Origin of the sequence: Rothia sp. CCM 9416 (assembly GCF_048513535.1) — a bacterium.
GTDB lineage: Bacteria > Actinomycetota > Actinomycetes > Actinomycetales > Micrococcaceae > Rothia.
Genome location: NZ_JBLXXR010000001.1, coordinates 195,005 through 218,750 on the forward strand (window position 1 = coordinate 195,005; position 23,746 = coordinate 218,750).

The 23,746-nt window shown below is 57.7% G+C and carries 18 protein-coding genes; 6 read left to right on the forward strand and 12 right to left on the reverse strand.

Annotated elements, in window-relative coordinates:
• Positions 1 to 84 precede the first annotated feature (84 nt).
• Positions 85 to 3,726, forward strand: a complete 3,642-nt coding sequence (gene mfd / locus ACN080_RS00910) for a transcription-repair coupling factor (RefSeq protein ID WP_419112817.1) — start codon at positions 85 to 87, stop codon at positions 3,724 to 3,726.
• An 87-nt stretch (positions 3,727 to 3,813) separates the two neighbouring features.
• Here mfd and ACN080_RS00915 read toward each other — a convergent pair whose 3' ends face one another.
• The 4 genes from ACN080_RS00915 to ACN080_RS00930 form a co-directional block, all read right to left on the reverse strand.
• On the reverse strand, positions 3,814 to 4,140 hold the full coding sequence (locus tag ACN080_RS00915; RefSeq protein ID WP_419099835.1) for a hypothetical protein: 327 nt from the start codon (positions 4,138 to 4,140) through the stop codon (positions 3,814 to 3,816).
• Between the two features lie 89 nt (positions 4,141 to 4,229).
• Positions 4,230 to 4,922, reverse strand: a complete 693-nt coding sequence (gene deoC / locus ACN080_RS00920; RefSeq protein ID WP_419099834.1) for a deoxyribose-phosphate aldolase — start codon at positions 4,920 to 4,922, stop codon at positions 4,230 to 4,232.
• Between the two features lie 22 nt (positions 4,923 to 4,944).
• Positions 4,945 to 6,633: a phospho-sugar mutase gene (locus tag ACN080_RS00925; RefSeq protein ID WP_419112818.1), complete on the reverse strand. Its 1,689-nt coding sequence runs from the start codon at positions 6,631 to 6,633 to the stop codon at positions 4,945 to 4,947.
• Positions 6,634 to 6,708: 75 nt separating this feature from the next.
• Complete coding sequence (locus ACN080_RS00930; RefSeq protein WP_419099996.1) at positions 6,709 to 7,533, reverse strand: purine-nucleoside phosphorylase; 825 nt, start codon at positions 7,531 to 7,533, stop codon at positions 6,709 to 6,711.
• 174 nt (positions 7,534 to 7,707) lie between these two features.
• On the opposite strand from ACN080_RS00930, the gene ACN080_RS00935 reads away from it, so the two are divergent.
• Positions 7,708 to 9,123: an NAD(P)H-quinone dehydrogenase gene (locus tag ACN080_RS00935; protein WP_419099832.1), complete on the forward strand. Its 1,416-nt coding sequence runs from the start codon at positions 7,708 to 7,710 to the stop codon at positions 9,121 to 9,123.
• An 86-nt stretch (positions 9,124 to 9,209) separates the two neighbouring features.
• Here ACN080_RS00935 and ACN080_RS00940 read toward each other — a convergent pair whose 3' ends face one another.
• From ACN080_RS00940 to ACN080_RS00975, 8 genes are all read right to left on the reverse strand, one after another.
• Positions 9,210 to 10,601 carry an MFS transporter gene (locus ACN080_RS00940; protein WP_419112819.1) on the reverse strand — a complete coding sequence of 464 codons (1,392 nt, stop codon included), beginning with the start codon at positions 10,599 to 10,601 and terminating at the stop codon, positions 9,210 to 9,212.
• A 200-nt stretch (positions 10,602 to 10,801) separates the two neighbouring features.
• Positions 10,802 to 12,619, reverse strand: coding sequence for an acetyl/propionyl/methylcrotonyl-CoA carboxylase subunit alpha (locus ACN080_RS00945; RefSeq protein WP_419111322.1), 1,818 nt, complete (start codon positions 12,617 to 12,619; stop codon positions 10,802 to 10,804).
• A gap of 106 nt (positions 12,620 to 12,725) precedes the next feature.
• Entirely contained in the window at positions 12,726 to 13,421 is a 696-nt protein-coding gene (locus tag ACN080_RS00950) for a Maf family protein (RefSeq protein ID WP_419099829.1), read from the reverse strand.
• A gap of 170 nt (positions 13,422 to 13,591) precedes the next feature.
• Positions 13,592 to 15,115, reverse strand: a complete 1,524-nt coding sequence (locus ACN080_RS00955; protein ID WP_419099828.1) for an aldehyde dehydrogenase family protein — start codon at positions 15,113 to 15,115, stop codon at positions 13,592 to 13,594.
• Between the two features lie 196 nt (positions 15,116 to 15,311).
• Complete coding sequence (locus ACN080_RS00960; RefSeq protein WP_419112820.1) at positions 15,312 to 17,015, reverse strand: DUF885 domain-containing protein; 1,704 nt, start codon at positions 17,013 to 17,015, stop codon at positions 15,312 to 15,314.
• A gap of 92 nt (positions 17,016 to 17,107) precedes the next feature.
• On the reverse strand, positions 17,108 to 17,425 hold the full coding sequence (locus ACN080_RS00965) for an acyl-CoA carboxylase subunit epsilon (protein WP_419112266.1): 318 nt from the start codon (positions 17,423 to 17,425) through the stop codon (positions 17,108 to 17,110).
• Positions 17,426 to 17,439: 14 nt separating this feature from the next.
• Entirely contained in the window at positions 17,440 to 19,044 is a 1,605-nt protein-coding gene (locus tag ACN080_RS00970; protein ID WP_419099825.1) for an acyl-CoA carboxylase subunit beta, read from the reverse strand.
• A gap of 223 nt (positions 19,045 to 19,267) precedes the next feature.
• Positions 19,268 to 19,546 (reverse strand): YciI family protein, encoded by a 279-nt coding sequence (locus ACN080_RS00975; RefSeq protein ID WP_419112821.1) that lies wholly within the window; start codon positions 19,544 to 19,546, stop codon positions 19,268 to 19,270.
• Between the two features lie 116 nt (positions 19,547 to 19,662).
• Between ACN080_RS00975 and ACN080_RS00980 the strand changes: the two genes are divergently transcribed.
• The 4 genes from ACN080_RS00980 to ACN080_RS00995 all read left to right on the forward strand — a co-directional run bounded on the left by ACN080_RS00980 (position 19,663) and on the right by ACN080_RS00995 (position 23,574).
• Positions 19,663 to 20,520: a biotin--[acetyl-CoA-carboxylase] ligase gene (locus tag ACN080_RS00980; protein WP_419112822.1), complete on the forward strand. Its 858-nt coding sequence runs from the start codon at positions 19,663 to 19,665 to the stop codon at positions 20,518 to 20,520.
• Positions 20,521 to 20,619: 99 nt separating this feature from the next.
• The gene (locus ACN080_RS00985) at positions 20,620 to 21,093 is read left to right on the forward strand and encodes a PH domain-containing protein (RefSeq protein WP_419099822.1); all 474 of its coding nucleotides are present in this window, start codon (positions 20,620 to 20,622) and stop codon (positions 21,091 to 21,093) included.
• A gap of 280 nt (positions 21,094 to 21,373) precedes the next feature.
• Positions 21,374 to 22,501: an adenylate cyclase regulatory domain-containing protein gene (locus ACN080_RS00990; RefSeq protein WP_419099821.1), complete on the forward strand. Its 1,128-nt coding sequence runs from the start codon at positions 21,374 to 21,376 to the stop codon at positions 22,499 to 22,501.
• Complete coding sequence (locus tag ACN080_RS00995) at positions 22,498 to 23,574, forward strand: PP2C family protein-serine/threonine phosphatase (RefSeq protein ID WP_419112823.1); 1,077 nt, start codon at positions 22,498 to 22,500, stop codon at positions 23,572 to 23,574. The genes ACN080_RS00990 and ACN080_RS00995 overlap by 4 nt, the downstream gene beginning before the upstream one ends.
• Positions 23,575 to 23,746 lie beyond the last annotated feature (172 nt).

Here is a 23,746-nt window from a genome sequence, read left to right on the forward strand (position 1 = left end):
AATGGCCCACATCACCCTACCTTGGCAGGGGGCCGCCTATGGGATAATGGGGGCTGCACTAGAGGTCTGATCGATGGAGCGAACATGTCATTGCGTGGTATCACCGCCGCCCTGAGCCAGGAACCGAGTTATCGGGCTATTAGCAATCAGGCTTTTGCAAGCCCATCATCACGTGTTGATGAGTTCATCATCGGTGCTCCCGATGGAGCCCGCCCCTTTGTGCTAGCGGGTTTGGCTGACCAACTGAGTGCCTCCGCACCAGAAGCTACTCAGCCTGTCCTGCTCGCAATTACAGCCACCGATCGAGAAGCTGAAGACACCGCAACAGCTCTTGGCGCTCTGGTAGAGCCCGGGGCAGTCCAGCTCTTTCCTGCATGGGAAACCCTGCCCCATGAACGGCTCTCACCCCGAAGCGATACCGTAGGACAAAGGCTCTCCGTTTTGCGTGCGCTCGATCAAGGAGGCCCTCAGGCCCCCCGTATCGTGGTGGCACCCATTCGCTCGGTCCTCCAGCCGCTGGTTGCTGGTCTTGAAAAGATGCTCCCGGTTTATCTCAAGCTAGGCCAAGAACAAGACTTCGATGAGCTCATCAAAACCCTGGCAAACGCCGCCTATTCACGGGTTGACTTAGTCTCTAAGCGAGGAGAGTTCGCTGTTCGAGGCGGAATCATCGACATCTTTTCCCCTACTGCCGCCCATCCCGTACGCGTCGAATTCTTCGGCGATGAAGTGGAGAGCATCCGTTACTTCTCGATAGCTGACCAACGAACCCTCCCCGGACAGGAGCACCCCCAAGAACTTGTGGCACCACCCTGCCGTGAACTGCTTATAACCCCGGCGGTTATGAGCAAAGCAGCCCGTCTCAAAGCCGATTTCCCGGGGGCAGCCGCCATGCTTGAAAAAATTGCAGGCGGTATTTACGTAGAGGGTATGGAGTCCCTCATCCCCTTACTGGTTGACGACATGGTGACCCTGCTCGATCACCTGCCTGCTGGCTCCCTGCCCCTTGTTTTCGAACCTGAGCGGGTGCGCTCGCGAGCCCACGACCTGGTAGCAACCAACGAAGAGTTCCTCCTTGCTGCCTGGGACTCAGCTACCGAAACCTCCCAGGCTCCTATTGACCTGACTGACCGCAGCCCCCAGGAGCTGAGCCAAGGTGGATTCAGGACCGTTGCCTCAATCCGTGATGAAGCCCTTGCCCGAGGCTTTGGCTGGTGGGCCATGACTGCACTGGGTGTAGATGATGCGGTCGATGACGGCATTGACTCCGTTCAGCTTGCTGCACGTGCCCCGCACACCTACGCGGGCAACGTCAACGAACTGCTCACCGAGGTCGGTAAGAAGATTAAGGCCGGCTGGCGGATCACCGTCGTGACGGACGGCCCCGGCCCGCTAGCCCGCTTACTCGACCTCTTCCAGCAGGCTGAGATTCCGGCATCACGCGTCCAAGACCTGACCAATCCACCCGAGCCCGGCATGATCGAGATGACAACCGCTAGCATGGGGCGCGGCTTCATGATGGACACCGAGCGGCTCGGTCTGCTCACCGAGGCGGATATCCTGGGCCGTACCAGCCCCTACGCTACCCGCGATTTGCGCAGTGGCAAGCTACCGGTGCGCCGCCGAAAGAACGCGGTAGATCCCATGTCTTTGAGTGCGGGGGACTACGTAGTGCATGAACAACACGGTATCGGTCAGTTCGTGGAGCTGATTCAGCGCCCCATTGCCGGGGCCACAGTCACCCCGGGCCAGCCCAAGCCCATGAAAGAGTACCTGGTACTGGAGTACGCCCCCTCTAAGCGGGGCGGCCCCAAGGACAGGCTCTTTGTGCCCAGCGACCAGCTGGACCAGGTCTCTAGCTATGTGGGCGGTGACGCTCCGGTACTCTCTAAAATGGGCGGTTCCGACTGGGCCAAGACTAAGTCAAAGGCCCGCAAAGCGGTCAAGGAAATCGCCGCTGATCTCATTAAACTGTATTCTGCCCGCCAGGCCTCGCGCGGTCATGCCTTTGGGCCCGACACCCCCTGGCAGGGTGAACTGGAAGAAGCCTTCCCCTACAACGAGACACCCGACCAGCTCTCGGCTATCAACGAGGTCAAGGCCGACATGGAGAAAGAAATCCCCATGGACCGCCTGATCTCGGGGGATGTGGGCTACGGCAAGACCGAAATCGCTGTGCGTGCCGCCTTCAAAGCCGTTCAAGATGGCAAGCAGGTGGCAGTTCTGGTCCCCACCACCTTGCTGGCCCAGCAACACTACGAGACTTTCACCGAGCGCTTCTCCGGCTTCCCCGTCTCTATCAAGGTGCTCTCCCGCTTCCAAAAAGCTAAAGAATCTGCCGAAACCATCGAGGGAATCAAGCACGGCTCCGTCGATCTTGTGGTGGGCACCCACCGGATTCTGTCCGAGTCCATCGAATGGAAGGACCTGGGCCTGGTTATTATTGACGAGGAACAGCGCTTCGGAGTGGAGCATAAGGAAAAGCTCAAAACCATGCGCACCAACGTGGACGTGCTAGCCATGAGTGCCACCCCCATTCCTCGCACTCTGGAGATGTCACTGACCGGTATCCGGGAGACCTCCACCCTGGCCACCCCGCCTGAGGAACGCCACCCGGTTCTCACCTTTGTTGGCCCCAAGACCGATCAACAGGTAACCGCCGCTATCCGCCGGGAGCTCATACGCGAAGGCCAGGTCTTTGTGGTTCATAACCGGGTCGCCACTATCGAAGAAACCGCCAACGAGATTCAGAAACTGGTGCCCGAGGCCCGTATTGCCGTTGCGCACGGGCGCATGAGCGAGTCCCGGCTGGAAAAAATCATTGTGGACTTCTGGGAAAAGAAGTTCGATGTGCTCGTCTCAACTACCATTGTGGAGACCGGCCTGGATATCTCCAACGCCAATACCCTGATTGTGGACCAAGCCCAGAACTACGGGTTGTCCCAGCTTCACCAGTTGCGCGGGCGTGTAGGCCGTGGCCGCGAACGCGCCTACGCCTACTTCCTCTACCCGGTAGAGAAGATGCTGAGCGAGGTCGCCCATGAGCGCCTTAAAGCTGTTGCTACCCACAACGAGCTGGGCGCGGGTATGCGCCTTGCCATGAAAGACCTTGAGATTCGCGGGGCTGGTAACCTGCTTGGTGGTGAACAGTCAGGGCATATTGCAGGTGTTGGCTTTGACCTCTACCTGCGTCTGGTGGGGGAGGCCGTAGCCTCCTTCCAACACGGAGATAAAGAAGAAACACCGGCCGACATCAAGGTGGACCTACCCGTCAACGCTCACATGCCCCACGACTACGTTTCCTCCGAACGCCTGCGTCTTTCTGCCTATCGTCAGATTGCTCAGGCTCAGACCGCTGAGGAACTGGGCGAAGCCCGCGAAGAACTCATTGACCGTTACGGCCAGCCCCCGGCCCCCGTGGAGAACCTCTTTAAAGTTGCCTCCCTACGCCACCGTGCTCGGGCTGTGGGTCTGGAGGAAATCGTCGCTATGGGACCCAAGATACGGTTTTTCCCGGTCAATGACCTGCCAGAGTCCCGCCAGATGCGCCTAGAGCGTATGTACCCCGGCTCAACCTACCGGCAGATTCCCGGTACAGAGAACTGGCAGATTCTTGTTCCCCGCCCCAAGACAGCCCGGCTTGGTGGCAAAGACCTGGTAGATGAAGCCATCGTGGAGTGGACTGAGCAGTTTATCCACGCCATCTTTGAGGCAGGTACGGCTTAACCCCTAGCTGGGGCAGCTGTAATAAAAGAGGCTGGCCCACCATGACGGTGGGCCAGCCCCTTTTGCCTTGCCTTGTGCTAGCAGAACTTACTTAAGGAAGAGATCGCTACCGCCGGTGTGCACGCGCTCATTGGTCTTAGAGGGAAGAATCCAAAGCGGAACCATGAAGGTTACACCGTAGAGAATAACGGCAACCATCCACCAGACCCAGCCGCCCTCGGGGTACATGCCCAGGGTATAAAGGCAACCCAAGAGCATAACAAAGCAGAGAACAAAAAGGGCGATGTTTGAGCCAAGCTCCTTGGTGCCGGAGTACTGGGGGGCGCCGCTCCGCTTGCGATTACCAGATTCCAGACCCAACGATTCAACGTTGGACCGCTTCTCGGCTTCTTGCTGCTCAGTGGCATTATCCATGAGAAATCCTTTAGTGGGATGTGTGTGCTTTTATAGATAGTATAGGTGTTCAGCTAGAGGTTTGCACCCCTACGGGGGGCCCCGCGCTTTTAGTAGGCCCCAGGTGTTTCCTGCCCCGCTTCAATGATAGCGATACCCTGAGAAGCACCGATACGGGTAGCGCCAGCCTCAATCATGGCCAGCGCATCTTGGCGGGTGCGCACACCGCCAGAAGCCTTAACACCCAGGTCGGGGCCAACGGTCTTGCGCATAAGGGCAATGTCTTCAAGGGTGGCACCCGACGCTGAGTAGCCGGTGGAGGTCTTCACAAAGTCAGCACCTGCCTCAACAGAAGCCTGGCAAGCCAGAACCTTCTGCTCATCGGTGAGCTCAGAGGTTTCAATGATGACCTTAAGCTGGGCGCCACCTGCGTGGACGGCATCGGCTACAGCCTTAATATCTGCAACCAGGGCCTCCTTCTTGCCGGCCTTGGCATCGGCAATGTTGATGACCATATCGACCTCAGCGGCACCTGCCTCAACTGCGGTTTTAGCCTCAAAAGCCTTAACCACGGTGGCGGAAGCGCCGAAGGGGAAGCCCACTACAACGCAGGGAAGGGACTGAGAGCCGGCTAGCTCTTCAGCCAGGACCGGTGCCCAAACTGGGTTAGCGCAGACGCTGGCGAAGCCGTAGCGCTTGGCTTCGGAGCAGAGCCGGCGGACGTCCTCTTCGGAGGCGCTGGGAGCCAAAATGGTGTGGTCAATCATGGCGGCCAGCTCGGCCTGGGTAAGTTCAAGAGTCATGGTTTCTCCTTGCAACGTGGGCTTAGAGGCCCAGCGCGATTTTCATATCTTCGGTAATGCGGGCAAGCCGGTCTGCGGCTATCGAACGGGCCTCTGCTACGGATTCGGTAACGGGCACAAGGACTTCAAGGTAGCACTTGAGCTTGGGCTCGGTGCCAGAGGGGCGCACAATGACGCGCGATGAGTCTTCGGTATAGAAGCGCATGCCGTCGGTCGGGGGCAGAGCCTCGCTACCCTGGGTCAGGTCATCACTGACAGTCACCGGCGAACCTGCCAAGTCCTGAGGAGGCGCGGTGCGCAGGCGCTTCATCATGGCCGGAATCAGGGCTAAATCATCAACGCGCACCGAAAGCTGGTCGGTAGCGTAGACACCGTGTTCACGGGCAATCTCATCGAGAAGCGCGGGGAAAGAAGAAGCAGCATCCTTGAGTTCCTGGGCGTAGTCGGCCATGACCAGGGCGGCAGAGATGCCGTCCTTATCGCGGACCTGGGCATGATCGACGCAGTAGCCCAGGGCTTCTTCGTAGCCAAAGGTTAGGTCCTCAACACGGGCAATCCACTTGAAGCCGGTGAGGGTTTCAACGTGCTTGACTCCCGCGGCGCGGGCCAGGGCGCCCATCTGGCGGGAGGAGACAATCGAGTTAGCAAAGGTTGCCTGTGCCGGATTGGTCAGCTGAGCCAGCAGACGAGAGGCCAAAATAGTGCCTGTTTCGTCCCCGCGGAGCATACGCCAGGTGCCCTCTTGCCTGATGGCAAAGGCGGCGCGGTCAGCGTCTGGGTCGTTAGCGATAATCAGGTCGGCATCAATGTGCTGGGCAAGGGCCATCGCTAGGTCCAGGGCGCCGGGCTCTTCTGGGTTGGGGAAGGCCACGGTCGAGAAGTTAGGGTCCGGGTCAGCCTGCTCAGGGACCAGAGTGACATTCTTAAAACCGGCCTGGTTCAGCACAGCAAGAGCGGTCTTGCCGCCCACGCCGTGCATGGGGGTCAGAACAATCTTGAGGTCCCGTTCTTTGGTTTCCACCAGGGGAGTGACCCTGTTGATGTAGTCGGTGGCAAGGCTCGCGGGGAGTACATTCCAGCCCTCAGCAGCCAGCACAGGGGCTTCAACCGCCGCGATGGAGGCGGCAATATCACCGTCATAGGGCGGAATAATCTGGGCACCGCGCGCACCGGGTTCAACGGCGGCCCCACCGAGGTAGACCTTATAGCCGTTATCGTTGGGCGGGTTGTGGGAAGCCGTGACCATGACCCCTATTTCTGCCCCGTATTCGCGGGTGGCCCAGGCTGTAACAGGGGTGGGCAGGGCGCTGGGCATGAGGTGGGTCTCGATGCCTGCGGCGGTGAAGATAGCGGCGGTATCGGTGGCAAAGATATCGGAGTTCTTACGGGCATCAAAGCCCACGACGGCCGAAATCTTCTCCCAGCCCTCCGCCCGTGCTCGTGCTACCGCGTAGTTAGCTAGCCCCTGGGCAGCCCGCTGAACAACCACACGGTTCATACGCATGGGACCTGCCCCCAGCTCAGCACGTAGACCAGCGGTACCGAACTGTAGAGTCCCGCTAAAGCGGTCTGCCAGGTCAGCGGCAGCATCTTGGCTGCCGGCCTCTACCTGCGCAATGATGCCCTCAAGCTGGCTTTTGGTCTCCGCGTCGGGGTCAAGAGCTACCCAGGCGCGGGCTTGCTCAAGAAGCTGGTTAATATCTGGGGTCATGTGTGTTCTCCAAGGTGAGAGGTGTCAAGCCCCGGCAGAAAGTATGCCGGGGCCGGTGATGGGATAAGCCCGGGTTTAGAGGGCCGCAATAATATCTGCCAGCAGGCGCGAGATGCGGGGGCCAGCGGCCTGGCCAGCCTCAATAACCTCAGCGTGGCTCAGAGGGGTCTCCTGGATACCTGCGGCCAGATTGGTAACCAGTGAGATACCAAAGACTTCAAGGCCTGCGGCGCGGGCGGCAATGGCTTCAAGAGCGGTGGACATACCCACCAGATCAGCACCTAAGACACCGGCCATGCCAACTTCGGAAGGAGTCTCGTAGTGGGGGCCAGGGAACTGCATGTAGACGCCTTCTTGCAGGCTGGGGTCAATACCTTTTGCCAGGTCGCGGATACGCGGTGAGTATAGGTCGGTCAAATCAACAAAGTGGGCGCCGGTGAGTGGAGACGCTGAGGTGAAGTTGATGTGATCGGCAATCAGCACAGGCTCACCGGCTGAGTAGGCCGGATTGAGGCCACCGCAGCCGTTGGTCAGAATCATGGTCCGGGCACCGGTTGCAGCAGCGGTACGAACACCATGGACCACGGCTTCAACACCGCGCCCCTCGTAGTAGTGGGTGCGGGCACCGATGACCAGGGCACGTTGACCGCCGGGGGTCAAAATTGAGGTAATGGTCCCGGGGTGGCCAACCACGGCGGCCTTGTGAAAGCCCGGAACCTCATCGGCGGAGAGGACGTGGGTTGCCTCACCAATCAGGGAGGCGGCTTGACCCCAGCCTGACCCGAGCGTCAGTGCCAGATCATGCTTTTCTACACCGGTTTTCTCGGCAATAAAGTCAGCTGCTTCGCGGGCGCGAACAAGCGCCGGGTGCGAGGGGTCAGCGGTGGATACGGAGGAAATATTTGAATCATTCAACACCCTACCTACGGTACCAAACCCGCCCGCCACCCACCTATATCTGCGAGCACAAAAGAAGTAGCCTTACCCGGTAAACAGTGAACACTCAGCGGGCTACCGCAACCGCCTGCACCTCTTAAGTTGAGGGTTCCTGCGATGTAGGACACAATATAAGGTGTGACTCTAAAAACAGACTACGCATCACACAAACTCGTCATTCTTGGTGGAGGCCCCGGTGGCTACGAGGCCGCCCTGGTAGCCGCAAGCCACGGTGCCGATGTAACACTGATTGAAGACAAAGGTATGGGCGGTTCGGCCGTTCTTACCGACGTTGTGCCATCCAAAACACTGATTGCAAGCGCAGATGCTCGCAACCGCTTCGGTAAGGCCCAAGAACTAGCTATCTCGGTGGGGGAGGACGACTCTCCGCCCCCTATCTCGGTTGACCTGGCAAAGGTCAATGAGCGGCTACTTGCTCTGGCCCACCAGCAGTCCCAGGACATCAAACGAACCCTGGAACGTAGTGGGGTCAAGATTATCCACGGGAGGGGTAAGCTCGTTGACAAGCACACCATTGAAGTCACCGACAAGACCGGCCTGGTCTATGAGCTTGCAGCAGATTTTATCCTCCTTGCAGTAGGAACTCACCCCCGTGAGCTACCCACCGCCCAGCCAGATGGTAAGCGAATCCTTAACTGGACCCAGCTTTACCAGCTTGAAAAGCTCCCCGAAGAGCTAATCGTTGTTGGCTCTGGTGTCACCGGTGCTGAGTTCGCTTCAGCCTACAAGGGCCTGGGCTCATCGGTTACACTCATCTCCTCGCGTGACCAGGTTCTTCCCGGTGAAGACCAAGACGCCGCAACCGTTCTTGAAAATGTCTTTGAACGCCGCGGCGTCCGAGTTATGCCGCGTTCGCGGGCCGACGCCGCCTGCTACAACGAGGCGGGTGACGGCGTTATCGTAACCCTGGGGGACGGGCGTAAGGTCTCTGGCTCCCACGTTTTGATCGCCGTGGGCTCGATCCCCAATACAGAGAACCTGGGCCTGGCTCAGGCAGGGGTTGAGGTCAACGAGACCGGGCACATCAACGTGGACCGCGTCTCTCGTACCAATATCTCCAATATCTACGCCGCCGGTGACTGCACAGGTGTTTACCCGCTGGCATCAGTTGCGGCTATGCAGGGCCGAGTAGCTGTGTCTCATATGATGGGGGACACCGTTAAGCCCCTGCGAACCCATCAGGTAGCGGCTAATATCTTCACCGCCCCCGAGATCGCCACTGTTGGCGTCAGCCAGCGCGAAATCGAGCAGGGCAAGTACCAGGCCGATATGGTCATGCTACCGTTGGCTACTAACCCGCGTGCCAAGATGATGGCTGTTGAGGATGGCTTCATCAAGATTTTTGCTCGCAAACATTCGGGCACCGTGATCGGTGGTGTTGTAGTTGGTCCGCGAGCCTCGGAGCTCATCTTCCCGCTGTCCTTGGCTGTGGATAAGAAGTTGCACGTCGATGATATTGCCGAGTGTTTCACGGTCTACCCCTCCTTGACCGGCTCTATCTCAGAAGCCGCCCGCCAGCTTCACACCAAATAAAAACCCATAGATATACCAAAAGCGCCGCCGGTCTTCCAGCGTGGGAAAGACCTGCGGCGCTCTATGATGCTGGATTTTTATAGAACCTACTGGGTTCGCTCCATGGTAGTTAGGTTAACGTCCCTGGTCTCATGGGTAATAGCCATAAAGATTAGGGTGAGCAAGCTTGCACCGGCCAGGTAAAGCCCCACTGCGCCAACGCCGCCGTGGGCGTTGAGCCAAACCGCTGCGTAGGGGGTTAGCGCCGCCCCCAGGATGGAGGCCACGTTGTAGCTGATACCGCTAGCGGTATAGCGAACGTTGGTGGGGAAAAGCTCGGGCAGGTAGGCCGACATGGAACCAAAGGTCAGGCCCATCAGGGTCATTCCGATGGCCATGAAGAGGATAATACGCCCAATGTTAGCGTTGGACCCGGTACCAACACTGGCAGGGTCCATCAGGAAGCCGAAAGACATACCGAAGATCATGATGAAAGCGGTAATCACCAGCTGGGAGGAGCGGCGACCATACTTATCTGCCAGCCAGCCCGATACAGGAACCATTGCGGCAAAGAAGAGAATGGTGATGATCTGGATAACCAGGAAGGTGCGATAGGCAATGCCCAGGCCGCCGTCTTCAATCTTGCCGATACCGAAGGAGAGGATCCAGGCAGTCATCAGGTAGAAGAGAACGTAGGTAGCCAGCATAATGAAAGTCCCCTGAATCATGGGCCACCTGGCAACACGGAAAGCTTCAGCCAGAGGGGTCTTAACCTTCTGTTCCTGCTCTAGTGCCTGCTTAAAGATCGGGGTTTCCTCCAGTTTGAAACGCACGTAGAGCCCAACCGCCACCATGATGATAGAAGCTATGAAGGGGATACGCCAGCCCCAGACCAGGAAGCCGTGGTTCAGACTGTCACCGGCCGCTAGCGAGGTGAAACCCATCGACAGGGTAAGAAGCAGCATGAAACCGTTAGCCAGAATAAAGCCAAACGGTGCCCCAAGCTGGGGCCACATAGCTGCGCGTGCACGCTTACCTTCTTGGGCGTACTCGGTGGCCAGCAGGGCCGCACCTGACCATTCACCGCCCAGGCCCAGGCCCTGGCAGAAGCGCAGGATAGTTAGCAGAGTAGGGGCCCACAGGCCAATCTGGTAGTAGGTGGGGAGCAGACCGATCAGGAAGGTTGCGATACCCATGGTCAGTAGCGCGCCCACCAGGGTGGCCTTGCGGCCTACCTTGTCACCGAAGTGACCGAAGACGACAGAGCCAATTGGACGGGCAATAAAGGCGGCACCAAAAGTTGCCATAGAAGCTAGTAGCTTGGCGGTGTCATCGTTGCCGGTGAAGAAGAGTGCGGGGAAGACAGCTACAGCTGCGGTGGCATAGATGTAGAAGTCATAGAACTCAATGGTGGTACCAATCAGCGAGGCCAGAATGACCCGACTGCGGGGCACCGTGATATCTGCGGAGTCTCTACGAGGCCTAGTGGAGGTGGACATGGTTTTCTCTCGGGATATATGGGGTGTATGCCTACGGTTTTAATGTAAGACTCCGGTTCTCATTCTGAAACTTGTGTTTCATATTCTGAGAGCGCTATTCACTGGTGGCAAATAGACAGGGGCATACCCTACCTACCAGATAGCCCTTGGGCGGGTATCAGGCAGCGGGCATGCCCCGGCATAAACCTAGGGCAGGCTACCTATTTGATGGTTGCAACAAGGGCCCCAGCAGAAACGGTATCGCCTGCTTTGAGCTTGAGACCGGTGACCTTACCTGCCTTGTGCGCTGTAATAGGCTGTTCCATCTTCATGGCTTCAAGAACCACAATCAGATCACCCTCAGCGACCTTAGTGCCGTCCTTGACCGCCACCTTGACGATAGTGCCCTGCATGGGACTGGTCAGCTCATTGCTATTGGCCGGGCCGCTTGCGCCGCCACGAGCCGAACGGGACTTACGGGCCTTAGCCGCAGAGGCGGGCTTAGCACCGGTACCGGCTAAGGAGGGCATGGTAATTTCCATGCGCTTGCCGTTGACCTCAACGGTAATCTTCTGGCGCTCGTCCTCAGCCTCGGCCAGGGTAAGAGCACCATCGTAGGCGGGCAGATTATTCTTGAATTCGGTCTCAATCCAACGGGTGTGCACAGCAAAGGTGCCGCCCTCACCGGGAGCAAAAGCGGGGTCATTAAGAACGGCAGCGTGAAAGTTGGCGACCGTGGGCATACCCTCAATCACCAGTTCACCCAGCGCACGGCGGGCGCGCGCAAGAGCCTGGTCACGGTCAGCACCGGTCACAATGAGCTTGGCAATCATAGAGTCAAAGTTGCCACTGACGGTATCGCCGGCAATGACCCCGGAATCCCAGCGCACGCCAGGCCCCTGGGGCACAACCAGCCTGTCAATAGTGCCGGGGGAGGGCATGAAGCTCCGGCCGGCGTCCTCACCGTTGATACGGAACTCGAAGGAGTGGCCCCGCACCTGGGGGTCAACCGGGCTAATTTCTTCGCCGCGCGCAATCCGGAACTGCTCACGTACCAGGTCAATACCGGTGACTTCCTCAGAAACCGGGTGCTCCACCTGCAGGCGGGTATTGACCTCCAAGAAGGAGATAGTGCCGTCGGTACCCACCAAGAACTCGCAGGTACCCGCGCCCTGGTAGCCAGCCTCCCGCAAAATTGCCTTAGAAGCATCGTAGAGACGCTTGTTCTGATCATCGGTCAGGTAAGGAGCAGGTGCCTCTTCAACCAGCTTCTGGTTACGGCGCTGCAGTGAACAGTCGCGGGTGGAAACCACCACAACATTGCCGTGCGCATCGGCCAGGCACTGAGTTTCCACATGGCGTGGGGAATCCAAGAAACGCTCGATAAAGCATTCACCGCGCCCAAAGGCCGCAAGGGCTTCGCGCACCGCTGAGTCGTAGAGCTCACCAATACCTTGGCGCTCGCGGGCAACCTTAATACCGCGTCCGCCACCACCAAAAGCTGCCTTAATGGCAACGGGCAGGCCGAACTCATCGGCAAAAGCCTCGACCTCAGCGGCGCTCTTGACGGGGTCCTTGGTTCCGGGAACCAGGGGCGCGCCGACCTTTTCCGCGATATGGCGGGCGGCTACCTTATCGCCCAGACGGTTAATAGATTCGGGGGAGGGCCCAATCCAGGTCAGCCCAGCGTCAATGACCTGCTGGGCGAACTGGGCGTTTTCTGAGAGGAAGCCGTAGCCGGGGTGTACCGCATCGGCACCGGAGCGGCGGGCAACCTCAAGGAGTTTGTCCATGACCAGGTAGGACTCGGTAGCGGTGTTACCACCCAGGGCATAGGATTCATCGGCAAGCTGGACGTGCTGGGCCTGGCGGTCAGGGTCAGCGTAGACCGCTACGGTGGCGATTCCCTCGTCCTGAGCGGCGCGGATAACGCGCACAGCGATCTCACCACGGTTGGCAATGAGTACCTTACTGACGGGGCCGGTGTGGCGGCCTGCAACAGGGGTAAATTGCTGATCCTGGGTCTTAGTTTCAGTCACGTACAGCTCCTCGGTAGTTTTACCCCGCCTAGTGCAGCGCGCTGGCGGGTGAGGCGGTTTTTAGGCACGCTTACGATGGCAAGCAGAAAAAGCCGCATCTTGAAATTTATCGCGATTTTTTCCAAATGTCGGTGATTGAAACGCCTAGACTGCCCAGCATTGTACGCAGGGCATGGATTGAGAGTCCTACGACGGTGTGATATTCGCCCTCAATCCCACGAATAAAGGCGGCGCCGAAGCCGTCGATGGTGAAGGAACCTGCCACCCAGATGGGTTCTCCGGTGGCTACATACCGTTCAGCTTCTGCCGGGCTGAGCGTGTCAAAGTGGACGGTTGCGGTGCGGAGCTCGCTGGCTTCGGGCAGTTTCTGCTGGGTGCCTGTGCGGTTGTCGATGAGCCAGTGCCCCGTATGCAATAGCCCGCTCCGCCCGCTCATTGCGGTGATACGTTGGAGGGCTTGCTCAGCGGTGCCGGGCTTGCCGTAGGCCTGCCCGTCAAGCTCGAAGACGGAATCGCACCCCAGAACCAGGGCACCGGCGGTTTCGGGGAGCGCTGCAACGGCCTGAGCTTTTGCCTTGGCCAGTAACTGGGCTGTCTGGGCGGGAGTAATCTCCCCCAGCCCCCGCGCGTAAGCCTGGTTTTGTGCTTGCGCTAGGGCGGCGTCCTCATCGACGTCACTGACCATGACCGTGAAGTTTAGGCCGGCGTCTTCAAGGAGTTTTTTGCGAGCTGGGGAGGCTGAAGCCAGAATCAAGCGGGGCGAGTCCTGGCCGTTGTCATCGGTGCTGGTGGAGGTCTGCATATGACCAGTCTAATGTCTTGTAGGAAAGAGACTTTGATAAGTGCATAAAACCCGCTCTTTCTCTCCTAGCCCCGGTGAATAAGCTCGGAGTCAGGAGAGAAAGGGCGGGGTTATTCTTGCTCGGCTCTGGCTCAGGGCCTGGAACACCCAGAGCCTAGAACACCCAGGGCCTAGAAGAGGCCTGTCGGCTCAGGGCTGTAGGAGACCAGCAGGTTTTTGGTCTGCTGGTAGTGTTCAAGCATCATCAGATGGTTCTCCCGGCCAATACCGGATTTCTTGTACCCGCCAAAGGCTGCGTGCGCCGGGTAGTTGTGATAGTTATTGACCCAGACTCGACCGGCCTGGATCGCACGCCCAGCACGGTAGGCGGTGAACTGATCTCGGCTCCAAACCCCTGCGCCCAGACCGTAGTCGGTGTCATTGGCGATGCGAATAGCATCATCAAAATCGGTGAAACTGGTGGTTGCCAGCACAGGACCAAAAATTTCCTCACGGAAAATCCTCATATCGTTATTTCCAGCAAAGACGGTGGGCTGAATATACCAGCCCCCGGCCAAATCGCCACTCAGTTCACAGGCCTGGCCACCGACGAGGACCTCCGCGCCTTCCTCTTTACCCAGCTGCAGGTAGCCGGTAATCTTATCCCACTGCTCCCGCGATGCCTGAGCACCCACCATAGTCTCGGTATCGAGGGGGTTGCCCTGCTTCATAGCTTTGACCCGCTCAATTCCAGCTTCCACAAAGCTATCGTAAATGGGCTTCTGAATTAGGGCACGGGAAGGGCAGGTGCAAACCTCACCCTGGTTAAGGCCGAAGGAGGCAAACCCCTCCAGGGCCTTGCTGTAGAAAGAGTCCTCTTGGCTAGCCACATCGGCAAAGAAGATGTTAGGTGACTTACCACCCAGCTCAAGGGTGACCGGAATGATGTTCTCAGAGGCGGCTTTCATGATGATGGAGCCGGTGGTGGTTTCGCCGGTGAAGGCTATTTTGCGGATTCTCTTGTGCCCAGAAAGCGCAGCGCCGGCTTCAGCCCCAAAACCATTAACAATGTTGAGCACACCGGCTGGTAATACATCCTTCCAAAGGTCCGCGAGAAAGAGGATGGAGGCAGGTGTCTGCTCGGCCGGCTTGAGTACGATAGTGTTACCCGTTGCCAGGGCCGGGGCGATCTTCCAAATAGCCATAAGGATGGGGAAGTTCCAGGGGATAATTTGCCCTACGACTCCCAGGGGCTCATGAAAATGGTAGGCAACGGTGTCCTCGTCCAGCTGGGAGATACGGCCTTCCTGCGTTCGGATTGCCGAGGCGAAGTAGCGTAGCTGGTCGATGGCCAGGGGGATATCCGCGGCAAGGGTTTCGCGGACTGGTTTGCCGTTCTCCCAGGTCTCGGCTACAGCTATTTTCTCTAGATTATCCTCCATGATGCTCGCCAGCTTGAGCAGGAGGGTGGCTCGCTCTGTAGGTGAGCTCTTGCCCCAGGTCATAAAGGCTTTCTCGGCAGCATCGACGGCTTTATCAATATCCGCAGCGCTTCCTCGGGCAACCTCGGTGAAGGGTTTGCCGGTGACCGGGGAGTAGTCCTCAAAGTAGTCTCCTCCGGTTGGAGCTACCCACTGGCCCCCAATGAAGTGATCGTAGCGGGACTTAAAAGTAAGAAGTGAATCCTTGGATCCAGGTGCGGCATAGACAGTCATGGCTCTCCTTTGAGCTGGGTGAGGATTTACCCCCACGATGGGTAAGGTAAATCACAGTCTAGTACCGCAATGACTATAAAAGAAGAGGTCAAGGCCTCTCAACCAGGTCTAAAGCGCTGGCGGGCCACCGGCCTAACCGGTGGAGGCCTTGCCACATGCCCCGCACCGGTAAGAGTGCGGGGCATATGAGCTGTATTTAGGCTGCTAGTGCTCGGCGCAGGGTGTCAAGCCCTACTGAGCCCAGAAGGAGGGCGCGGGTATGGAAGTCTCGATCAGAGATACCGGCAGCTCGTGCCTGCTCCCGGAGCTGGAGCCAGACACGCTCACCTACCTTGTAGGAGGGAGCCTGGCCCGGCCAGCCCAGGTAGCGCAGGAACTCAAAGCGGCGCTGGCCCTCAGAGGTATCCAGGTTAGCTTCCAGGAAGGCGTAGCCGCGCTCCGCATCCCAGACACCCGGTTCAAGACCGAGTTCAGCTACCCAACGCTCAGGGATCTCAAACTGGCAGTGCAAACCAATGTCAAAGACCACCCGTGCCGCGCGCATGCGTTGGGCATCGAGCATACCCATCCGGTCACCGGAATCAGAAAGATAGCCCAGCTCATCCATCAGGCGCTCAGCGTAGAGAGCCCAGCCTTCGCCGTAACCGGAGACCCAGCAGGCACTGGCACGCCACTTGTTGAGGGCATCGGCCATAGCGGTTGCGTAAGCAACCTGTAGGTGGTGGCCGGGGACTCCCTCGTGGTAGACCGTCGAGGTCTCACGCCAGGTACCGAAGGTGTCCTCGCCCGCAGGAACAGACCACCACATACGCCCTGCCCGCTCAAAATCAGCGGACGGTCCGGTGTAGTAGATACCGCCCTCCTGAGTGGGGGCAATCATGCACTCAAGCTTGCGCAGGGGACCTTCAATGGTGAAGTGCTCACGGCTCAGGTAGTCGACTGCGGCGTCGGATAGTTTCTGCATCCAGGCCTGCAGAGCATCGGTTCCCTTGAGAGTTCGCTCGGGGTCCGCGTCAAGAAGTGCTTTGGCCTCTTCGATACTGGCCCCGGGTTTGATCTGCTCGGCAACCTGCTTCTGTGCCTCGATAATCCGGTCGAGTTCTTCCACACCCCAGGCGTAGGTTTCCTCAAGGTCCAGGGCGGTTCCCACAAATTTGCGGGAGTACAGGGCGTAGCGGTCACGGCCCACGGCATCCTGTTCAGGGGCTTCGGGGCGCAGAGTTTCTTTCAAATAGGTCAGGAACTTACCGTAACCGGCCTTGGCCGATTCTGCCCCGGATCGGGCCTGCTCAGCGTGTTCGGGGCAGGCATCCACGACTTCCTGAGCCAACGAATCAAAGAAACCGCCCTCAGAGACGTAAGCGCCCACCTGCTCGATAATGGTATCGACCTGGCGAACAGCAGAGACCTTACCTGCTTGACGAGCCTGTTCTAGGGTTTCTGTAAAACCAGAAATAGCGGCAGCAACATTGTGCAGACGCCCTGCGATGTGCCCCCAGTCCTCGGGAGTGGAGCGGTTCATCAAGTCAAAGGTGGCGCGAATTGTTTGAACGGGGCAGGCGATGTTGTTGAGCTCCCAGCTGTCGAGTCCTGCTTCGTGCAGTTCAATCTCAAGGCCCAGGCGCTCGCGCATAGCATCGAGAGTGACAAGATCAATATCATCTGCTGGTTGGGCGCTATCAAGTGCGGCAAGGGTAGCCCGAACAGTAGCCACATATTCTTCGATACCCGCAGGGGAGTAGTCTGCGTACTCGGTTTCCCGGCCCTTATAGCCCTCCATGGTGGCAAAGGCAGGATCAAGTTCTAGGAGTTTCTCAAAGTGAGCGTTGGCGATCCGGTCAATCTGGGTTTCCGGGCGTTCGGTGCGGAAAATTTCAGGAAGTTCAGGGTGCATAGTCATACCTACCATTGTAGGCAGTATGACCTAGCTTTTATGGGAGCGGTCACAGGTAAAGGTTAGGTAACTTAGCTAGCTACCCTCACCACATGATGCTACTGGGGCCGCGCCCGTCTCCAAGACCCCGGCCCCGGTCGAAGCTTCACACCTAGCCGTTGGGTGTTATTCAGACGGCGTTGCCACAGCTCCAGCGCGGTTTCTTTGTGCGCATTAGCCTGCTGCTGAGCTGCGACAATCACGCTGGCAAGGGCTGCTAGTTCCTCCTCGGTTGGGTTGCCCTTGACCACAGAAAAAAGAGCGGGAGGCTCTTCGAGAGCACCCGGTGTATCGTGCTCTACTTTGGCAGGGGTAGAACGGGGTGCAGGCTGTTTCTTGCCGAAGCCCAGAAGGGAGAGCGGGTTAGCGGTTGCCATATCTACCTAAACCTTTACAGGGGAATGTTGCCGTGCTTCTTGGCGGGGGTTGCTGCCCGCTTATCGTGCAGAGCACGCAAGGCGCCTACAAGACGGACGCGGGTTTCGGAGGGCGCGATTACCTCGTCAATAAAGCCGAGCTCAGCCGCCTGGTAGGGGTTAAGCAGTTCTTCCTCGTACTTCTGAATCAGCTCAGCCCGTTTAGCCTCAATGTCGCCACCTTCTTGGGCAAGAGCAGCCAGCTCACGGCGGTAGAGAATATTAACGGCACCCTGGGCACCCATGACACCAATCTGGGCAGTGGGCCAGGCCAGGTTAATATCAGCGCCCAGCTTCTTGGAACCCATCACAATGTAGGCACCACCGTAGGCCTTGCGGGTAATGACGGTAACCAGCGGAACCGTCGCCTCAGCATAAGCGTAGAGTAGCTTAGCGCCGCGGCGGATGATTCCGTTGAACTCCTGGTCGGTACCGGGTAGGAAGCCGGGAACGTCAACAAAAGTGAGAATGGGGATGTTGAAGGCATCGCAGTTACGCACAAAGCGAGCGGCCTTCTCCGAAGCATTGATATCGAGGGTTCCCGCAAACTGCATGGGCTGGTTAGCCACAATGCCCACGGTCTTACCCTCAAGGCGGGCATAGCCAATCATCACGTTGGGGGCATAAAGCGCCTGTAATTCAAAGAAGTGGCCGTCATCAACGACCGACTCAATCACAGCCCGCATATCGTAGGGCTGGTTGGCGGAATCGGGAATCAGCAAATCCAGGTCAAGGTCATCGACCGTAACCTGCGGCTCCTGGTCATGATCCAGCGGGAAAGGCTCGCTGAGATTATTAGAGGGCAGAAACTCTACCAGCTCACGCACAAAGTCAAAGGCGTCCTCTTCATCCTCAGCCAGGTAAGTGGAGGTACCGGTGACAGCATTGTGCTGGCGGGCACCACCCAGAGTCTCCATATCAACTTCTTCACCGGTCACAGTCTTAATTACATCGGGGCCGGTAATAAACATGTGGCTGGTCTTATCTACCATGACAATGTAATCAGTTAGAGCGGGGGAGTAAGCCGCACCGCCAGCGCAGGGACCCATGATGACCGAAATCTGGGGGATGACCCCCGAGGCCCGAACGTTCATGCGGAAGATATCGGCAAACATAGCCAGCGAAGCCACGCCCTCCTGAATACGGGCGCCGCCACCGTCATTAATGCCGATAATGGGGCAACCATTTTTCAGGGCAAACTTCTGAACCTTAACAATCTTCTCGCCGTTGACCTGCGACAGTGAACCACCGTAGACAGTGAAGTCCTGAGAATAAACAGCAACCAGTCGCCCGTCAATAGTGCCATAGCCAGAAACCAAACCGTCACCGAGTGGCTTCTTCTTCTCCATACCGAAAGCGGTGGTGCGGTGCTTGGCTAGAGCATCAAACTCAACGAAAGAACCCTCATCCAGGAGCATCTCGATGCGCTCGCGAGCGGTTTGCTTGCCTCGCTCATGCTGGCGGTCGATAGGGCCTTGACCGGTAGGGGCTAGGGTCTGCTCGCGGCGGGCGTAGAAGTCCGCAATCTTACCGGCTGTGGTGGTCAGATCGGGGGCTTCGGAAGTGGAGTTCTCGCTCATGCTGGGCCTTCTCACGCGGGGGTTGGTAGGGCGGATGGGAACTGACCGGCGGTGGGGTCCTTCCTAATAACTATAGACTGCGCCGCTTGTGCCACCCAATTATTCTTGTGATTTTGAGGTCATTTTTTCTAAATAAGAGACGGGGCTAGAGCATCTGGCTATGTCATGAGACGTAGCTCTGCCCTAACCCCTCCCTGGAGATACTCAGTATTTACTGTATTTACTAACCGAGCTTGCCGATGACAGGGTTCCATTCGCGGACAGTGTGGCCGGTAACGGCGCCGCCGGAGTGCATGGGGTCAGCCGCAACAAGCTGGTCGAGCTCTTGGCGGTTCTGTACTTCAAAGATCAGCAGAGCGCCGGCGGGATCATCGACCAAGGGACCTGAGACGTAGAGCTTGCCCTGCTCGTGGAGCTGGGCAAGGTATTGACGGTGGGCGGGTCGGTGCTCAGCCTGAACTTCGGCGGAACCGTAAGAGTACTGGACTGCATAAACTGCCAAGGGAATAGCCTTTCATAGGGTGCATGGTGTAGCCAGTATCTCACCCCTCTTACGGCGGAAGCTACAAAAGCCGTAAAATGACGGGCAGAAGATACCCCAAGCTAGAAGGGCCCATCATGCACGCCAAACTCAGCGCAACTGAGCTTAACCTGACCGGGTACGACCGGGTTGAGGCGCTGACCAGGGTCGGGTCTACCAACGAATACGCCCGCAAGATTCTGGTAGGCGATGCGCTGACTCGGCGTAGCTACGGTGAACTTTCACTGGTGAGTACCTCAGACCAGAATGCAGGTAAGGGGCGTCTGGATAGGGTGTGGGTCGCTCCGCCCGGTGCAACCCTTGCAACGAGTTTTATGGTGCGCCCTCATGCCAACCCTGCCAATAAGGTAGCGCCTGATCAGTATCACTGGTTTACTTCGCTGGTGGCCTTGGCGGCTTGTGATGCCCTGGAGCAACTGTGTGGGCTAAGCCCCTCCATCAAGTGGCCCAATGACGTTTTGCTGGGAAACCGTAAGGTCTGCGGGGTTCTTGCTCAACTGGTCATAGAGCCAGAAGGGAACATCTCGGTAGTGGTGGGTATTGGTATGAACCTGAACGTCAACCAGGAACAGCTGCCGGTGCCCACTGCCACTAGCACTCTTGTTGCAACCGGACAGGAGGTCAATCTTAACCGCGCTCTCAACATCTTGGCCCAGCGGTTTGAACAGCACTATCGTGACTTTGCGGCGGCAGGCTTTGATGCTGGGATTGACAGGGGAGCAGGAACTCTGATTCAGAGACTCAAAGACGCCATGAGTACCCTGGGTTCCAGACTGACCATTCACCTTCCGGGGGAGGAGATTTTCCGAGGAATCGGTGTAGACCTGACCGACCAAGGTCAACTGGTTGTTCGCTCAGCTACCGGTCAGGAACGCAGCTTCACTGTAGGTGATGTGGTGCATGTGCGACCCGAAGGATACGGTGCTGGAGCGTAAAGGGAGGCCTGTTCCCAATCATTTATACCTATATATACAGGGCTCTTTTCAGGGTGGGTTGAGGTATGTTTTCAGCTTTCCCCGATACACTCAAAGGCGATGAAACTACGCGGACCACTCAACCCAGATGAATACACGCTGACCGCTACGCGCGCTCACGGGATCGTGCTTGTGCGCCCTCTGTGCTATGTGCTGGTAGCCATGGCACTGTGGAGTTTTTCCTCGGCGCTAGGCTCGGCGCAGGCCTGGATCTCATACCCGGCCCTTATGGTGTCTTTGGTGCTGGCTGTGCTTGCCGTCAGGTACCTCGCAGCCTGGATTTTGACCAGTTACCTGCTGACCAGTGATCGGCTGGTCATTCGCCGGGGCTTATCTGCCAAGAAAGACATTTGCGTCCCCCTGTATGAAATTGAGAGGGTGAGCGTGGGGTACAAAGCTTTGATGGGGGTTGTGGCGGCGGCTCCTTTGACCGTGTATGGGCGTGGCATCAGCCATGTTTTGCGGGCTGTTCCTGATCCCGAGAGATTTAGTGCCCGTATCCGCACTGCTCAAGAAGAGTATCTAGAGCGCTAGCACCTTTGGGCGTCTAAGGGGTATCCCTTTTGACCAAGCGAGGCAGGAGTTGCCTTGGGTTTTTGCCTAAAAAGTCCTGTGATGAGCCCACATATGGCTGTATGGTTTTTGAAAAAGTGACCGGGGGCATAGAATATGCAGGTAAATGAAACTCTACCCCTGCCGGTCGTAGCCCAAGTCACACCGATTTGGGTATTCTTGAAGAAGGCCCCTTGGGGTCCAGCTAGTAATAATGGCGAGGCACCGAGCTCAGGCCAGAGAGAAGAGAAGGAATACTCCAGTGGAGAAGTCAGCACCCGGTAGCGAAAGAGCCGAGGAAACCGGCAGTGCAAGCAGCCGGAGCAGGCGCCCCCATAATCGCGTCCAGAGTCTGCTCTACCGCAGTGACGAAGCCCGCCGGGGAGTGCTAGAGCTTGAGCGTGCTCTCTTGGGTGATAACCTGACCATGAAACGCCGGGAGGTGGCTGAAGAAGCCGGTGTTTCCCTGCTGACCGCCCGTAAAATTTGGCGGTCTTTGGGGCTCCCTAACCACAAGGATGATGACGAGCACTTCACGCACGCCGACAGCAAGGCGCTTAAGACGGTGAACTCTCTAGTGCAAGAAGGCCAGCTCTCCGAAGAGGCCGCTCTTTCCATTACCCGCTCGGTCGGGCAAATGATGGACCGCATGGTTGTCTGGCAGGTAGAGGCCTTGGTTGAAGACATGGTAATCCACGGGGGTCTGACCGATACACAAGCCCGGGGGGAACTGCTGAACCTGCTCCCGCGTCTGATTGAAGACCTCGAGGATATTACGGTCTATGGCTACCGTCGCATGCTTAACTCTGCGATTTTGCGCCTTGCTTTGCGCAACGAGGAAGACGGCGCACCACTGGCCGATAGTGATTTGCCCTTGGCGCGCGGTGTTGGCTTTGTTGACCTTGTTTCGTATACCTCTCTCTCGCGTGAGATGAACGAGCGCAAACTGGCTTCTCTGGTGAAGAACTTTGAGCAGCGATGCGCCGAAGTTATTGCTGTGGGGGGCGGGCGTATCATCAAAACCGTGGGCGATGAGGTCATGTACCTGGTAGAGTCCCCTGAAGATGGTGCTCGTATCGCCTTGGCGCTCTCAAAGCTCATTAGCGAAGACCCCCTGCTCCCCGAAGCTCGAGTGTCCTTTGTATGGGGGCGGGTTCTGCCCCGTCTGGGCGATATCTACGGCCCCACTGTTAACCTGGCTTCTCGCCTGGTAGCTTTGACTGAGCCCGGAATTGTGCTCACCGATGCTTCAACCGCTGAGGCGCTTGAAGACGATAAACGATTTGTGCTGATCCCGCAGGGCGTACGTAACGTGCGCGGGTTCGGTAATGTTAGGCCCGTGGCAATAACCCCGGGCATAGGCAACGAACTGGAGATCGATTTCGAATGACCCCGGCCCCACAACTCACCGTATATGCGGGCAAGTCAACTGACGTAGGCCAGTACCGCGATAATAATGAAGACTCCGTGGTCGTTGCTGGCACTCTCTGCGTGGTAGCTGATGGAATGGGAGGGCACGAGAAAGGCGAGGTTGCTTCGCGCTTATGCACTCGTACTCTGGCCTATTCTCCAATCTTTAGTTTGCCCGGTGGCATGACCCCTGAAGAAGAAAAAGCCTTTGACTCCGAGGTCGCGAGCGAGGCTCTTTCTGGGGATGCAGGTAGCCGCCTGCTCCGCCGACGTCGTAAAGAAACTTCAGCGCTTAATCGTCAGATTCTCAAGACTCTAGACAAGATTAAAGGGATCATCGGGGAAGCCGATGAAGCCATTAAAGGTGCCCTGGACCTACGAGCAGGTACCACCGTGACCGGTGCCTGGCTCACCCATATAGGGGACCAGCAGATGTGGTTTATTTTCAATGTGGGTGACTCTCGCACCTACCGGCTGGTGCGCAGTGAAGACGTAGAAACCGAGGACGCTCTTTCTATCTCGAACGGCCCTGTCGACGGTTTGGAGCTTGAGCAGATTACTGTGGATCACTCCGAGGTTCAGTACCTGGTCGATACAGGCCAGATTACTGCTCTTGAGGCGCTGACACACCCCCGGCGCAACGTCATTACTCGTGCGCTGGGTACCGGTAACTACTGGGAACCTGATTTCTGGGTAATTCCTGCCCGCGAGGGGGATCGCCTGATGATGTGCTCCGATGGGCTTTCCGGCGAGCTGTCCCATAACTATATGGCGCGTGTCTTAGCTACCGTTGAGCACCCCCAAGATGCGGCGGATGTGCTTCAGATGGCGGCTCTGCGTGCTGGCGGGCGTGACAACATCACGGTTGTGGTAGCCGATGCGATTACAACTGAGGATGCCCAAGCTCGTGCCGATGAGCTCAAGGAGCTAACTGAGAGCGCCGCCCAGCAGATTGTGACAGGTATTGACGGTTATGACTACCACCATACAACCACAACCGAAGAAGAGCAGTTCCACTCTGAGAAAGACCTGCACCATGAAATAAACGGCTAATGACAGAGCCCCACCTGCAGATGCAGGTGGGGCTTTTGCGTGGGGTTTGTTCCATATCTACGCCCGGTTTTCTTGGTCAAGCCCTCCTATAGGGCACAATGGAAGCGTGAGTGAAAATAAAGACTTAGCCTCTGTCGAAGAAACTGCCCTCGAGCTTCAAGCAAGCGGCGGT

Excerpts from the sequence above, each read along its gene's own strand:
- ACN080_RS00950 (WP_419099829.1), bottom strand. The coding sequence starts at position 13,421 with ATGCAGACCTCCACCAGCACCGATGACAACGGCCAGGACTCGCCCCGC.
- ACN080_RS00940 (WP_419112819.1), bottom strand. The coding sequence starts at position 10,601 with ATGTCCACCTCCACTAGGCCTCGTAGAGACTCCGCAGATATCACGGTG.
- ACN080_RS00995 (WP_419112823.1), top strand. The coding sequence starts at position 22,498 with ATGACCCCGGCCCCACAACTCACCGTATATGCGGGCAAGTCAACTGAC.
- ACN080_RS00985 (WP_419099822.1), top strand. The coding sequence starts at position 20,620 with ATGAAACTACGCGGACCACTCAACCCAGATGAATACACGCTGACCGCT.
- ACN080_RS00965 (WP_419112266.1), bottom strand. The coding sequence starts at position 17,425 with ATGGCAACCGCTAACCCGCTCTCCCTTCTGGGCTTCGGCAAGAAACAG.
- ACN080_RS00960 (WP_419112820.1), bottom strand. The coding sequence starts at position 17,015 with ATGACTATGCACCCTGAACTTCCTGAAATTTTCCGCACCGAACGCCCG.
- ACN080_RS00980 (WP_419112822.1), top strand. The coding sequence starts at position 19,663 with ATGCACGCCAAACTCAGCGCAACTGAGCTTAACCTGACCGGGTACGAC.
- ACN080_RS00970 (WP_419099825.1), bottom strand. The coding sequence starts at position 19,044 with ATGAGCGAGAACTCCACTTCCGAAGCCCCCGATCTGACCACCACAGCC.
- ACN080_RS00955 (WP_419099828.1), bottom strand. The coding sequence starts at position 15,115 with ATGACTGTCTATGCCGCACCTGGATCCAAGGATTCACTTCTTACTTTT.
- ACN080_RS00915 (WP_419099835.1), bottom strand. The coding sequence starts at position 4,140 with ATGGATAATGCCACTGAGCAGCAAGAAGCCGAGAAGCGGTCCAACGTT.
- mfd (WP_419112817.1), top strand. The coding sequence starts at position 85 with ATGTCATTGCGTGGTATCACCGCCGCCCTGAGCCAGGAACCGAGTTAT.
- ACN080_RS00925 (WP_419112818.1), bottom strand. The coding sequence starts at position 6,633 with ATGACCCCAGATATTAACCAGCTTCTTGAGCAAGCCCGCGCCTGGGTA.
- deoC (WP_419099834.1), bottom strand. The coding sequence starts at position 4,922 with ATGACTCTTGAACTTACCCAGGCCGAGCTGGCCGCCATGATTGACCAC.